We start from the raw sequence: 14,430 nt of genomic DNA on the forward strand, positions 1-14,430 counted from the left end.
GTTAAAATTATGGAATTTGGTGCTTTTGTTAATCTTGTGGGTGCACGCGATGGCTTCTTACATATTAGTGAAATTGCTAATGAAAAAACAGCTGACATCAATGACGCCTTAACAGAAGGAAATCAGGTATGGGTTAAAGTGATTGGCTATGACCAAAGAGGCAAAGTTAAATTGTCTATGAAAGTTGTAAACCAAGAAACTGGTGAAAATTTAGCTGAAGATGTTGAAGTAAAGCCTAAAAACACTTCAGATAAACCTAACAGAGAATCTAAATCTGGCAATGGAAATAGACGTTCATCTTCTCCTCGCAAAGAGAAAGAAGCTGAACCACAAGCTAAAACTGAAAAAAGGAAGTATTTCAGTTAATGCAAAAGAAAGCCATTAATCTTGACGGAGGAGAGTTAAATTATAACGTAGAGCTAATGAAAGATGCCGAACGTTTCTTTAGCTCTCCTTGTCAATTTGTAATTGGTGTTACAGATTATTCTCTCTTTCCTCCAGATAAAGTTCCTGAATTTGCGTTTATTGGCAGATCCAACGTAGGAAAATCAACTCTTTTAAATAAACTAGTAAAACGCAAAGGCTTGGCTAGAGTTTCAGTAACTCCAGGACGAACCCAACAAGTGAACTTCTTTCAACTTGGAGAGAAAGCTGATAAGTCTATAATGTTAGCTGATTTGCCAGGATATGGCTTTGCTAAAGCACCAAAAAACTTGGTCAAAGCTTGGGAAAGAATGAGCTTAGGATACTTAAAAAACAGAAGAAGCTTAAAGCGTTTATTTTTATTGATTGATTCTAGACATGGATTCAAAGATAACGATTTAGAATTTATGAAGCAGTTAGATAAATTTGCCATATCATATCAAATAGTTCTAACTAAATTAGATAAAACCAATAAAGAACAAGTAGAAAAAATAATAGAAATTGCTAAAGAATGCCTTCTAAATCATGCGGCCATGTTTCCAGATATTATACTCTCTAGTAGTAAATCTGGACATGGTATAGAAAATTTAAGAAATTACATGTATAACTTATTGATCGGTTAAAATTATGACTAATTCAATTAGTATCTTAAAAGATGCTTTTACAAAACTCAAAGAATACTCCAATGACACATTTGTGATAACATGTGATGGAGAATTGCTAGAAAACGATAATCTTCTGACTGCATTCTGTGAAGATGTAGTTATGTTAAAAAACGCTGGAGTGAATGTTGTTTTAGTTCATGATGGAACTAACATAGTAAACTCAATGATGGAAAAGTTTTCTTTAAAAGGAGCTTCTGCTAATTTGGCTTGCACTGATCAAGCCACTGTAGAAATTGCTGAAATGATTCTTTCTGGCCATGTAAATAAAAAAATAGCTTCAAAAATCAATCTAGCTGGTGGAAGTGCAATAGGTATTTCTGGTAAAGATGGTCATTTCTTGGTGGCAAAGCGCTCTAAAATTGCTAAATATGATAATAACGCCTGTGATAACGTTCTTCATTTTGGTTTTCTTGGTGAATTGGCTTTGATGAATCCTGATATATTATTAATATTAGAAGATAGTAATTTAATTCCGGTGATTTCACCAATAGCTATTGGAGAAGATAATAGAACATATAAAATTGATGCTCATGATATTGCAGGAGCTGTTTCTGCTATACTTAGCGCCAGTAAGCTAATTTTTACTTCTGATATTCCTGGTATAACTAACTTAAAAGGAGAAATCATCCCCGAAATTAATTTAGAACAAGCAAATAAGATTATCAATGAAGATAAAAAAGAGAGTTCTATTTCTGCAAAGCTTAGATCAGGGATAATGGCCTTTGAACAAAACACAGACACAGTCCATATTATCAATGGAAAAATCCCCCATTCTCTAATCCTAGAAATCTTCACCGATAATCTAGTGGGAACTAAGATAAAGGGAGTTTAAGAAGATCCTCCTCCCCATCCAAACAATGAACCAATCGTTTCTATTATACCACCACCAGAAGCTTGATTGTTAAGTTGAGTTATCACGTCTTGTGGGTTTAATACATTATTACCTTCAACTATATCATATTCATCAACTGTATTATCAATTGCTTCCTCTTCTACCCATACTACATCTTCTTCTGCTCCTTGGTGGACTCTAATTTGCTCCAATATCTGTGGTAAATTATTTACAATTTCTTCTAATCTTAATCTAAATGCATCCTCTTGCACTAGAGGATGTACAATAATAGCTCCAGTTTCTGGCGTAAGAGTTAAACCTTCCTCAACAGTAACATTATCTGCATCTTCTTGTTGTTCTCTGGCTTCCAATATTCTCTGTAATAAATCTCTTGCAAACCCTTGTTCTCTTGCTCTATTAGCATCACTCTGTACTACTATATCTATAATACTTGGTAAGTTTACACCTTCACCAAAAGATAAAATTCTTCCAGCAGAAAGATAATCCATCAGTGTTTGTAGAACTTGATTACCTTCTTCCCCTGCTCCCTCAAGATCTGCTCCAATTTGAAGAGCTGCTGCTTCATCTATTTCTCCTTCTTCTACTCGTGGCTTCTCATTCCCTTCTTGAACCCCACCATGTTCATCCACCATTCTATTAAGCTCAGTTATCGCTAATTCTCTATAATACGCTTCTAACAATGAAGCAATATTATTCATAACATTGTCTTCTTGCTGAGTTTCTTTCTTAGCCTCTTCTTCTGCCTGTTTTGCCCTGGCTGCTGCAACATTCTTTTCTATCTCAGCTCTCTTAACTGCTAATTCCCTTTGTTTTAACTCTTCTTGTTTAGCTTTCTTTTTAGCTGGATTTCTTGATTTCTTACCCATAATTTTTACCTATTGTTTTTTTATGTTGTACAAATTATTTTAAAATTAAATAGAGAAGTATTTTTATAGATTATAATCTCATGACCTCAAGAAACTTCTTCTAGCAGAGGAGAATTATTATCTCCTCTAAATGTTAGCCCTGTATAACCACTCTCCTCATCGACTGTTATATTTATATGATGAACCATTACAAGACCATTCTTTTCTTCTTCTTCTCTTTCATCTGCTTGTCTTCTTAATTCTTCTTCTCTTTGATTTTGCAGCCTCTCCTCTTCCCTTTGAGCTTCCATTTCTTCTGGAGTAAGTTTTCTGTCTTCAGAATCAATTTTTTTAGTGTTATCTTCTTTCTTAAAACAATTGTGAAAGGCTGAGATAATCACAGAACTTACTCCACCAGGAAATTTAGGAATAAATTTACTTCTCATATAAATCTCCAATTATTAAAAAATCATCTTATTAATATAATGATATAAGTAAAAAATTTATAAAACAATATTGAAAACAAAAAATCAAACGTCTAATACCATTAAATCTGAAAGATTACAGGCTATGTTAAGCAATAATAAAATTATTTATTTAATAGAGGGAAATTAAGAAAAAATATTAGAGAAATTAGATGCTACTATACCTAACCCAATAATGTGGATGGATATCTTCTATATCTTCTTTTGCTTTTATGGCATATTTTTTTGTTTTAAAAACAGCAAAACAGGTTGGACCAGATCCTGACATTCTAGAAACAAAGCAACCATCTTGCGATTGAAGCAATTCTAAAATATCTTTAATTTCTGGCATTAACATAACAGCAGATTCTGTTAAATCATTAGAAAGAGGGGATATAAACTCTATAAGCTTTTCGACATTACCGTTAAAATCTACAGGCTTATTTCCAATTGAAGGAGTATTTATTTTGCTATTATTTATAAACACATCTTTAGTGAGCAAAGTTTTATTTGGATTTACTAAAACTAAATGAGCTTTTGGAAAATTTTTAATTGGCTCAATAACTTCACCAATTCCACCACAAAACGCTGGAGCATCATGATAGCAAATTGGCAAATCAGCTCCTATTTCTAATAATTCTTTTGATATATTTTCTTTAGAAATATATTTAGCAACCATTGCTGCGTCAGATGAGCCACCACCTAACCCTGCTCCAATTGGAATATTTTTAGTAAGCTTGCAATGATATTTAACATTACTAGTGAATTTTTCTAGAACATTATCAATTAAATTATTTTTTTCATTGATAAGTAAAGAAGCAAAATCTCCTCCTTCAATAGAGGTGGAGTTAACTTCAAACTCAGTAATCTCAATTAAATCATATACATCATCAGCGAACACCACTAGGCTTTCTATTAAATGATATCCATCATTACGCTTACCGATAATTTGAAAAAAAAGATTTATTTTAGCTCTTGGTTTTATTATATGCATTATAACCCACTCCCTTTAAGAGGTTCGCTGTTTCGTATAATGGTAATCCAACAATTCCTGAGTAAGATCCAGACACCCATTTCACTAAAGTTTCTCCCAAACCTTGAATGGCAAACCCACCTGCAACACCAATACCATGATTACTATCTAAATAATGCTCAATCTCTTCATGGCTAAAGCGCTTAAATTTTACAATGCTAGTTGATAATTTTTGGCCCAATTTAGTAACTTCTTCATTCTCTATTTGAAGAGCAGCAATAGCACTATGTATGGCTATTCTTCTTCCTGAAAAGAATTGTAAAAAGCTTTCTACTTCTTCTCTAGTATTTGCCTTATCAAATACTTTAGCTTTTGTGGCCACAATAGTATCGGCAGCTAAAACAAATCCATTGTCTATTTTTATAGAATTTACTTTCTCTAAAGCTAATCTTGTAGCCAATTTTTCAGGCTTTTCTTTTGCTAAAATGCTCTCATCAATATTAGGAGATATTATTTTATCTGGATGGACTGATATACTTTGCAACAATGCAAGTCTTCTTGGAGAGGACGATGCTAAAATAAGTTTCTGCATTCAACTATTTTAAACGTAGTTTAATTCTTGCTTTAGTTAAATCATAAGGAGTCATTTCCACCGTTACCTTATCAGCAAGCAAAATTCTAATTCTATTCTTACGCATTTTACCAGAGGTGTGAGCAATAACTTCGTGACCATTATCTAACACCACTCTAAACATTGCGTTAGGCAATAATTCTGCTACCACCCCATTAAATTCAATTAATTCTTCTTTAGCCATAAACCTATGTGTTATCCTAATTTATAAAAAACTTTTAACAGTTATATATATTACATATATTTATGCTCTTGGGAAGTTATTTTATACAAATAACAATAATAACACTTGTAGGATAGTATAAATATGCTACACTTCAAACTTAGAATAGTTTTAGAACTACTAATAAAACAAACAATCCTGGGCCTCCCAGGAAAGACTATGGCTTTATAGTTATTTCTTGAAAAAAGATAATCTGACATTGTTGCTTAATTTATAATTTAATCTAAAATGCTTAAATTTAAAAATAGCACCATGTTTTATAATTAATCCTATTAATCTAATATCAAAAAAAATATGACAAAAATCGAAGAAAGCTCAGAGACACTTAAGGCTCCTGCAAAAAAATCTCCTCATAAGAAAACTGAACCTGCTGTAAAAAACACTCCTATAAGTAAAACCGAGGAGTCTGTAGAAAAAACACCACAAAGAGTTGTATATTTGCAGGATCTTAAACAAAAGAACCCTGAAGAATTACGTATATTTGCAGAAGAAAGCGGCATTGAAAATGCTGGGATGATGCTTAAACAAGACATGATCTTTTTAATACTAAAGAAACTTGCTGAGCAAAATGTTGCTATTATTGGAGTGGGCGTAATAGAAGTATTGCAAGATGGATTCGGATTCTTAAGATCTTCAGATGCTAATTATGCTGCTGGGCCTGATGATATTTATGTTTCGCCTAGTCAAATCAGAAGATTTGCACTTAACACTGGAGATACAGTCCAAGGACAAATTAGAGCTCCAAAAGCAGGAGAAAGATATTTTGCTTTGTTAAAAGTTATTGAAATAAATTTTGATAAGCCAGAAAGGGCAACTCACAGAGTAAAATTTGATAATCTTACCCCTCTGTATCCTGATCAATTACTAAAACTTGAAGTCGAGAACTCCGAAAACAAAGACTTAAGCACAAGAGTTATTGATCTTGTATGCCCTATGGGTAAAGGACAAAGAGCTCTAATAGTAGCCCCCCCAAGAACAGGTAAAACTGTTTTAATGCAAAATATTGCTCACTCCATCACCACTAATCACCCAGAAGTGACCTTAATTGTTTTGTTAATTGATGAAAGGCCTGAAGAAGTTACTGATATGGCAAGATCTGTCAAAGGGGAAGTAGTCAGCTCAACTTTTGATGAACCAGCTGTTCGTCACGTACAGCTTGCTGAAATGGTCATAGAAAAAGCAAAACGCTTAGTTGAACACAAACATGATGTGGTTATTCTATTAGATTCTATCACTAGACTTGCCAGAGCATATAACACTGTAGTTCCTTCATCAGGAAAAGTTTTAACTGGTGGTGTTGATTCCAATGCCCTACAAAGACCTAAAAGATTCTTTGGAGCTGCTCGTAATATTGAACATGGCGGATCTTTAACTATCATATCTACTGCGTTAGTCGATACCGGATCAAGAATGGATGAAGTTATTTTTGAAGAATTCAAAGGAACTGGTAACTCAGAAATTATTCTTGATCGTAAACTTTCTGATAAAAGAACTTATCCTGCTATTGATATTAATAGGTCTGGCACTAGAAAAGAAGAGTTATTCTTTGATAAAGCTACTCTATCTAAAAGATGGGTATTACGCAGGATTCTTAATCCTATGGGAACCATTGATGCAATTGAATTCTTGACCGACAAGCTAAAACACTCTAAAACTAATGGAGACTTCTTTGACTCAATGAATAATTAATTTTGTTTTGTTTTATACTGTGATAAAATTATAGCGTTGTAAAGTAATGAACATGCAAGGAGTAAGTTTATGATAGCCAAAAGAAAAAAAATTGCGTTATTAGGAAGTGGCAATATAGGTGGAACTTTAGCACATTTAGCTAGTTCAAAAGAGTTAGGAGATGTTGTCTTATTTGACATCGCTGAAGGAATCCCACAGGGAAAAGCTTTAGATATCTCTCAAAGTAATTCAGTTGACGGATTTGATAATAAAATTTCTGGAAGCAATGACTACTCAGATATAAAAGATGCTGATGTAGTTATTGTTACAGCTGGAATGCCTAGAAAACCAGGAATGAGTCGAGATGATTTAATATCAATCAATAGTGAAGTTATGAAATCTGTTGGCAAAGGAATTAAAGAAAATGCTCCAAATGCCTTTGTGATTGTGGTAACTAACCCTCTTGACGCTATGGTTTGGGTAATGAGAGAAGTTACTGGATTTGCTCATAATAAAGTAATCGGCATGGGAGGAGTATTAGACTCTTCTAGATTTAGTTACTTCCTCGCAGAAGAATTTAATGTATCCATAAAAGATGTTAACTCTTTTGTATTAGGTGGACATGGTGATACTATGGTCCCATTAATGCGTTACTCAACAGTTGCAGGAATTCCTATACCCGATCTAATAAAAATGGGTTGGTCTACTAAAGAAAAGATTGAAGCCATTATAAAAAGAACTCGTGAAGGTGGTGCTGAAATTGTTGGGCTATTAAAAACTGGCTCAGCTTTTTATGCTCCAGCTACAGCTGCTATTACTATGGCAGAAAGTTATTTAAAAGATCAAAAAAGAGTTTTACCATGTGCTGCTTATATTAATGGAGAATATGGTGTAAAAGATCTTTATGTTGGTGTACCTGTAGTTATAGGTGCCAACGGTGTTGAAAGAATTGTTGAAATTGAATTGAATGAAGAAGAGAAATCTGCTTTCAATAAATCAGTAGATGCAGTAAGAAATTTAATAAGTACTATAAAACTATAATTCGGAGAGAATATGAATATTCATGAATATCAAGCTAAGACTATTCTTTCGTCATATGTCCCTGTACCAAGGGGAGCAGTTGCGCTCAACATAGGCGAAATTAAATCAGCCGTTGCTGAAATAACTACACCTGTTATTGTAGTTAAATCTCAAATTCATGCAGGTGGTAGAGGTAAAGCTGGTGGTGTTAAATTAGCCAAATCAAAAGAAGAAGCAGAAATCATTGCTAAATCAATGTTTGGCATGACATTAGTAACTCCTCAAACTGGTCCTGAAGGTCAAAAAGTTAGGCGTGTTTACTTCGAAGAAGGATCCAACATAGAAAAAGAATTTTACTTAAGTGCAGTAGTTGATCGTAGTAGCAACTCCATCTTATTTATGGCTTCTTGCGAAGGTGGTATGGAAATTGAAGAAGTTGCTGCTAAAAATCCAGAAAAAATATTTAAAATTAGTATTGATCCAGCAACTGGAATGAAACCATTCCATGGCAGAAAATTAGCTTTCCTTCTTGGACTAACAGGAAAACAAGTTGGTAAGTTCACCAAAATGGCCTTAGGTTTATATCAAGCATTTATAGACCATGATGCAAGCCAAGTGGAAGTGAATCCTTTGGTTCTCACAAGAGAGGGAGAAGTTATAGCTTTAGATGCTAAATTCAATTTTGATGATAATGCATTATACAAACACCCTAAAATTGTTGAAATGCGTGACGAATCAGAAGAAGATGAATATGAATTAAAAGCAGCTAAATCTGATATCAGCTATGTGAAAATGGATGGTGAAATTGGATGTATGGTTAACGGCGCAGGACTTGCAATGGCAACCATGGATATTATCAAACTTTATGGCGCAGAACCTGCTAATTTCTTAGATGTTGGTGGTGGAGCTGACAAAGAAAAAGTTACTGAAGCGTTTAGAATTATCTTCTCTGACCCTGGTGTAAGAGGTGTATTAATTAATATCTTTGGTGGAATCACTCGTTGTGATGTAATTGCTGAAGGGATCATTGCTGCCGCAAAAGAAGTAGACGTAAAAGTACCATTAGTTGTTAGACTAGCTGGAACTAATTTTGAATTAGGTAAAAAATTACTTGATGAATCAGATTTAGAAATCACCTCTGCAGATGACCTTGCAGACGCCGCAGAAAAAATAGTTAAAGCAGTTAAGGGGAAATAATATGTCGATATTAGTTGATAAAAATACAAAAGTTATCTGCCAAGGGTTCACAGGATCTCAAGGCACATTCCACTCAACACAAGCTATTGAATATGGTACAAAAATGGTTGGTGGTGTTACTCCTGGTAAAGGTGGCGCAAGCCATCTAGATTTACCAGTATTTAATACAGTAGAAGAAGCTGTAGCAAAAACTGGAGCAAATGCTTCCGTTATTTATGTTCCACCTCCATTTGCTGCAGATTCAATTTTAGAAGCTATCGATGCGCAAGTCCCATTAGTTGTTTGTATAACTGAAGGAATACCTGTGTTAGATATGATTACAGTTAAACGTGCTTTACAAGGTTCAAAAACTCGTTTAATTGGACCTAACTGTCCTGGTGTCATCACACCTGGTGAATGTAAAATTGGTATTATGCCAGGACATATTCACAAGAAAGGTAGAGTGGGTATCATCTCCAAATCAGGAACTTTAACCTATGAAGCAGTTGCTCAAATTACAGCTGAAGGATATGGTCAAAGTAGTTGTGTTGGTATTGGTGGAGATCCAATTCAAGGAAGTAGCTTTATTGATATGTTAGAGTTGTTCCTAAAAGATGACGAAACAGACTCAATTATCATGATTGGTGAGATTGGTGGTTCTGCAGAAGAAGAAGCAGCTGAATTCATCAAACAAAATAAAGTTAAAAAACCAATGGTTGGATTTATTGCTGGTAGAACCGCTCCTGAAGGCAAGAGAATGGGACATGCTGGCGCAGTTATTCTTGGTGGCATGGGGAGTGCTGAAGGAAAAATTGAAGCAATGAAAAGTGCTGGATTTTCTGTAGCTGAATCTCCTGCATTAATTGGCCGCACAATGATAAATCTACTAAAAAAATAATATTCTTTGAATTAGGCTAGTTTTAAACTAGCCTAATTTAACTCCTTCCCTTCACAAAAAGCTTTATTACTTCATGGAATATTATATGTTTATTATTTATTTAAATAGAAGCATAAACCATTAAACTAGTTAGTATTAATACTGTTATATTCAATAACTCTGACAGTATGATAACTAAATATGCAAAAACTACCGAGACTTCAAAAGAAAGTATATTTGAACAAATAAAATGGGCTCCCACCACTTTTTCCAATTGCATTTATTGATATCATAGCTAGATACATCCCTTACTCACTAAGATATATTCCATTGATAATTATAACTAGGATGGTTTGTTCCACTTTAAAAATTTAATATACAAATTTTCTGCATTAAATGGATTAAACATAACATTATATCATTAACCTCACTATCAGCTATAAGCTCTATATTACCTTATATCTACCACCTCTATAATTATTTTTATTCAGAAATAGACAATAATAATATATTACCCTTCTATTAGAGATGAGCGGGATGAATGAACATATAACTAAAACCCAACAAAATGAATTATAAATATTATTTGGACATCAACTTCTGATACAGATATAAATTCTTCTATTATAGCATGAACATTAATGTTATAAGTTCTATATTCAAAAATTTCTGAGTCTTTACAATGACAAAAACTTCATTATCGCACCGTAATAACCTCAAAGGCATAATATTCATGATACTTCATGCATTGTCTGCCTCTATGTTATTTGCTTTAGTAAAAACACTCTCAAAGGATATCAGCTCTAATCAAGTGGTATTCTTATATAAATTTACATTGCTTCTAATAATCTCTCCTTGGATAATTAAAAACGGATTAAAAGTTTTTTATACTGAAAGGTTAAAAACTTATATAGTGAGTGGTATATTTGGCACCTCAGCAACTTTATGCTTAATGTATGGAATACAACATATCCCTCTAGCCAATGTAACCGCCTTATGGTATATGGAGAAAATATTCTTGGTTATTATTGGGGTTATTTTTTTTAAGGAAAAAATAGATATAAAAAGAGCAACAGCAATTATTTTAAGCTTTATTGGAGCTATAATTGTGATTCTACCTCGTCTAAACCTATCTAATTTTAACAACTATTATTATTTTATATTCGCAGCAGTCATATTATGGTTGTTATATTGCCTAACTATAAAGTCTTTAGGAAAAACTGAAAAACTAACAACCCAAACTTTGTATAATATATTAGTTTCAACTATATTATCTTCTCCAATAGCTTTTATTGGTTACTCTAATGGAAATTTTAGCTGGACAACACAAACTATCGAGTTAATACACCTCCCTTTTCTTCTTCTAACCTCGCTATGCTATTTAATAGTATGCACTTCTAACTTTAAATCTTTTCAATGCGGAGATCTTAGTGTAGTTGGGCCCTTCGGATATACAAAGATTATATTTGCGGGAATACTTGGAATGATATTCTTCAATGAATATCCACTGATAAATAGTTATATTGGTTACATTATAATTGGTTTATGTTCATGGTATTTAGTCAAAACAGCTATTAAAACAAAGACTATTTAGTTGATCTACGTCCAATAGATATGATATAAAATAAATATTATTAATTCTAAGGAACAAAACGGCATGAGCAAAAAAGCACTAATCCTAATGGTATTATTTAGTCTAATATTAATTATATCTTCATTATATGTAATAAAAACCTTGGATCCAGGAGAAAAACCTAAACCAACTTCTGAAATCACTAATATTCCTAATAATACTATTGTGGTAAATACTGATTTTAAACTCATGTCAGACAATGGAAAAGAATTTAACTATAATGATCTAAAAGGAAAATTCACCGTAATGTATTTAGGCTTCAGTTATTGCCCTGATATATGCCCTGTTGTTTTACAACAACTCAGCAAACTTGCAGATTCTTTTGAAGCGTCACAATTAGATAAAATCCAATTTCTTTTTGTTTCTGTTGATCCTTCAAGAGATACTCCAGAAACTTTAAATAACTTTGTTTCTCAATTTGGCGACAAAGTTATAGGTATAACTGGTGATAAACTTGAAATAGATAAGCTAGCGTCTTCTTTAAAAGGATATTATGCAAAAGCAGAAAATAAAGAAGACCCTGACAATTACTACGTAGATCATTCATCTTTCATTTATTTGCTTGATCCACAAGCAAATTTAGTTAGTCAATTCACTTCAGGGGCTTCTGTAGAAGAGATGTACAATAGCCTAAAAGAGAGATTAGCTAAATCTGAATAAATAATATGCTTGAGGATTATAAATGTTTGATATTGGGTGGACTGAAATTATTGTAGTGGTTATAGTGTCCTGTCTTGCATTAGATATAAAAGATATACCTAAGATTCTAAGAACCATTAAACAAGCCATGCGCTATTTAGGCAATCTAACTGATGAAATTAAAACATTCTTTATTGACTTAGAAGAAGAAACTAAAACCATCCTTGATTTAGATGGAAAAGAACAAAAAACTTACGATTTAAATCATATAAAACCAGATATAAAAAATTCTAAAAGTGATGAAGATAATGAGAAAAAATTATAATCTAACATCACATTTTAACGAACTTAAACTAAGGATTTTTTACACCTTAAGTTTTTTCTTTTTTTGCTTTATTTTAGCATATATTTACTCTGAGCAAATTTATAAATTTCTTCTAATTCCATTGGTTGATACCTGGATCAGCCAAGATAAACATATGATTTATACCAATCTATCTGAAATATTCTTTAGCTATCTAAAGTTATCTTATTACTCAGCTTTATTTTTAGCCATACCTTTCTTTATTTGCCAAGTTTATATTTTCATTGCCCCAGGTTTATATAAACATGAAAAAAAAACTTTCTTACCATTTTTAATATTATCACCAATTCTATTTGCTCTAGGTATGATATTTGTTTATTATATTATCTTTCCGTTAGCATGGAGTTTTTTCTTAAGCTTTGAACAACATACTGTAGGAAGCTTACCGGTAAAACTTGAAGCTAAAGTTAGTGAATATCTAACGCTTGTGATCAACATGTTACTTGCATTTGGTACTGCCTTTCAGATGCCAATTTTGCTAGTATTATTAGCCAAGCTTGATATAATCACTGGACAAAGTTTAAAAAACAAAAGGCGCTTCGCTATTGTATTAATATTTATATTGGCAGCAATTCTAACTCCACCAGATGCGGTAAGCCAAATTGGCCTTGCTATTCCAATGTTAATACTTTATGAATTGTCGATATTAGCTTGCACAAAAATAAATAAGGGTAAAACGTAATGCATGATATAAAATGGATTAGAGAAAACACTGAAGAATTTGATATAGCTTTAAAAAAACGTGGTATTGATCCAATATCTCAAGAAATTCTTGTGTTAGATGAATCAAAACGCAAATTAGTAACTTTAATCCAGAAATTACAACATGCCAAAAAAGAAAAAGCTGCTCTAATAGCTAAACACGGTAATGTTCATACTCCAGAGTTAGTAACTTTAAAACGTGATGCTAGCCACATAAAAGATAAATTATCCGAATTAGAGTCAAAACTTCATAGTGAAGTAGAACTAGAAAAATTATTATCTACTCTTCCTAATATTCCAAGCGATGAAGTTCCCGTAGGGGAAAATGAAGATTCTAATATTGAAATTAGAAAATGGGGTGAAATTCCTAAGTTTTCTTTTACTCCCAAAGCTCATTGCGATCTTGGTGAAACAATGGGAACAATAGATTTTGTTCAAAGTGCTAAAATATCTGGTAGTAGATTTGTAACACTAAAAGATGGACTCGCAAAACTTGAAAGAGCTCTGGTAAACTTCATGCTCGATCTTAATACTACAAAATTTAACTATACCGAAATTAGCCCCCCTCTTTTAGTAAGAGATAGCGCAATGTATAATGCAGGACAGCTACCTAAATTTGCTGAAGATTCCTTTCTAACAACTGACGGGCATAGATTAATCCCAACATCTGAAGTATCTCTAGTTAATCTAGTATCTGACCACATTATTAATGCTGAATCGCTACCTTTACGATTTACTGCATTTACTCCTTGTTTTCGCTCTGAAGCTGGTGCTGCTGGAAAAGACACAAAAGGAATGATTAGACTACATCAATTCTCCAAAGTAGAACTAGTAAGCATTACCACTCCTGAAGAATCAGAAGCAGAACATGAACGCATTACTTCCATAGCTGAAGAAATGTTAAAATTACTTGGTCTTCCTTACAGAGTGATGTTATTATGCACTGGAGATATGGGGTTCACCTCTAAAAAAACTTATGATTTAGAAGTATGGCTTCCAAGTCAAAATAAATATCGTGAAATATCGAGTTGTTCTAATTGTGGAGATTTCCAAGCGCGAAGACTAAAGGCAAGATATGTAGCTAATGCCTCTAGTCGTGAGAAAAATTTAGTTCATACTCTCAATGGATCAGCTTTAGCTGTTGGAAGAACCATTGTAGCTATTTTAGAAAACTATCAACAAAAAGATGGTAGTATTCAGATACCAGAAATTCTTATACCTTATATGCATGGGGTTAAAACATTAAAATAAAACAACTTTAGAATAGGTAAACA

17 protein-coding genes are annotated in these 14,430 nt (G+C 32.9%); 12 read left to right on the top strand and 5 right to left on the bottom strand.

Annotated elements, in window-relative coordinates; translation table 11 throughout:
• From N4A31_04325 to N4A31_04335, 3 genes are all read left to right on the top strand, one after another.
• On the top strand, window positions 1–366 hold a 366-nt coding region (locus N4A31_04325), incomplete at its 5' end, for a S1 RNA-binding domain-containing protein (protein MCT4635455.1).
• Entirely contained in the window at window positions 366–1,046 is a 681-nt protein-coding gene (gene yihA, locus N4A31_04330; GenBank protein MCT4635456.1) for a ribosome biogenesis GTP-binding protein YihA/YsxC, read from the top strand. The genes N4A31_04325 and yihA, both read left to right, overlap by 1 nt.
• A gap of 4 nt (window positions 1,047–1,050) precedes the next feature.
• Window positions 1,051–1,920 carry a hypothetical protein gene (locus N4A31_04335; protein ID MCT4635457.1) on the top strand — a complete coding sequence of 290 codons (870 nt, stop codon included), beginning with the start codon at window positions 1,051–1,053 and terminating at the stop codon, window positions 1,918–1,920.
• On the opposite strand, the gene N4A31_04340 is transcribed toward N4A31_04335, so the two are convergent.
• From N4A31_04340 to infA, 5 genes are all read right to left on the bottom strand, one after another.
• Entirely contained in the window at window positions 1,917–2,807 is an 891-nt protein-coding gene (locus N4A31_04340) for a hypothetical protein (GenBank protein MCT4635458.1), read from the bottom strand. The genes N4A31_04335 and N4A31_04340 overlap by 4 nt on opposite strands.
• A gap of 86 nt (window positions 2,808–2,893) precedes the next feature.
• Entirely contained in the window at window positions 2,894–3,232 is a 339-nt protein-coding gene (locus N4A31_04345) for a hypothetical protein (protein ID MCT4635459.1), read from the bottom strand.
• Between the two features lie 187 nt (window positions 3,233–3,419).
• On the bottom strand, window positions 3,420–4,244 hold the full coding sequence (locus tag N4A31_04350; protein ID MCT4635460.1) for a 4-(cytidine 5'-diphospho)-2-C-methyl-D-erythritol kinase: 825 nt from the start codon (window positions 4,242–4,244) through the stop codon (window positions 3,420–3,422).
• Window positions 4,219–4,815 carry a Maf family protein gene (locus N4A31_04355; GenBank protein MCT4635461.1) on the bottom strand — a complete coding sequence of 199 codons (597 nt, stop codon included), beginning with the start codon at window positions 4,813–4,815 and terminating at the stop codon, window positions 4,219–4,221. Before N4A31_04355 ends, N4A31_04350 begins: the two co-directional genes overlap by 26 nt.
• 4 nt (window positions 4,816–4,819) lie before the next feature.
• Window positions 4,820–5,038, bottom strand: a complete 219-nt coding sequence (gene infA / locus N4A31_04360; protein MCT4635462.1) for a translation initiation factor IF-1 — start codon at window positions 5,036–5,038, stop codon at window positions 4,820–4,822.
• 333 nt (window positions 5,039–5,371) lie between these two features.
• Here infA and rho point away from each other — a divergent pair, with 333 nt between their 5' ends.
• The 9 genes from rho (at window position 5,372) to serS (ending at window position 14,407) form a co-directional block, all read left to right on the top strand.
• Window positions 5,372–6,766 (top strand): transcription termination factor Rho, encoded by a 1,395-nt coding sequence (gene rho / locus N4A31_04365; protein ID MCT4635463.1) that lies wholly within the window; start codon window positions 5,372–5,374, stop codon window positions 6,764–6,766.
• Window positions 6,767–6,838: 72 nt separating this feature from the next.
• Window positions 6,839–7,786 (top strand): malate dehydrogenase, encoded by a 948-nt coding sequence (gene mdh / locus N4A31_04370; protein MCT4635464.1) that lies wholly within the window; start codon window positions 6,839–6,841, stop codon window positions 7,784–7,786.
• Window positions 7,787–7,798: 12 nt separating this feature from the next.
• On the top strand, window positions 7,799–8,962 hold the full coding sequence (gene sucC, locus N4A31_04375; GenBank protein MCT4635465.1) for an ADP-forming succinate--CoA ligase subunit beta: 1,164 nt from the start codon (window positions 7,799–7,801) through the stop codon (window positions 8,960–8,962).
• Window position 8,963: 1 nt separating this feature from the next.
• Entirely contained in the window at window positions 8,964–9,839 is an 876-nt protein-coding gene (sucD, locus tag N4A31_04380; GenBank protein MCT4635466.1) for a succinate--CoA ligase subunit alpha, read from the top strand.
• Between the two features lie 661 nt (window positions 9,840–10,500).
• A complete protein-coding gene (locus tag N4A31_04385; GenBank protein MCT4635467.1) occupies window positions 10,501–11,412 on the top strand; it encodes a DMT family transporter in 912 nt (303 codons plus the stop codon).
• Between the two features lie 63 nt (window positions 11,413–11,475).
• Window positions 11,476–12,111, top strand: coding sequence for an SCO family protein (locus N4A31_04390; protein MCT4635468.1), 636 nt, complete (start codon window positions 11,476–11,478; stop codon window positions 12,109–12,111).
• A 22-nt stretch (window positions 12,112–12,133) separates the two neighbouring features.
• Window positions 12,134–12,415: a hypothetical protein gene (locus tag N4A31_04395; protein ID MCT4635469.1), complete on the top strand. Its 282-nt coding sequence runs from the start codon at window positions 12,134–12,136 to the stop codon at window positions 12,413–12,415.
• Window positions 12,399–13,136 (top strand): twin-arginine translocase subunit TatC, encoded by a 738-nt coding sequence (tatC, locus tag N4A31_04400; GenBank protein MCT4635470.1) that lies wholly within the window; start codon window positions 12,399–12,401, stop codon window positions 13,134–13,136. Before N4A31_04395 ends, tatC begins: the two co-directional genes overlap by 17 nt.
• Window positions 13,136–14,407, top strand: coding sequence for a serine--tRNA ligase (serS, locus tag N4A31_04405; protein MCT4635471.1), 1,272 nt, complete (start codon window positions 13,136–13,138; stop codon window positions 14,405–14,407). The genes tatC and serS overlap by 1 nt, the downstream gene beginning before the upstream one ends.
• The last annotated feature ends 23 nt before the right edge of the window (window positions 14,408–14,430 follow it).

The sequence above is a fragment of the Rickettsiales bacterium genome (genome assembly GCA_025210695.1).
Lineage (GTDB): Bacteria > Pseudomonadota > Alphaproteobacteria > Rickettsiales > CANDYO01 > CANDYO01.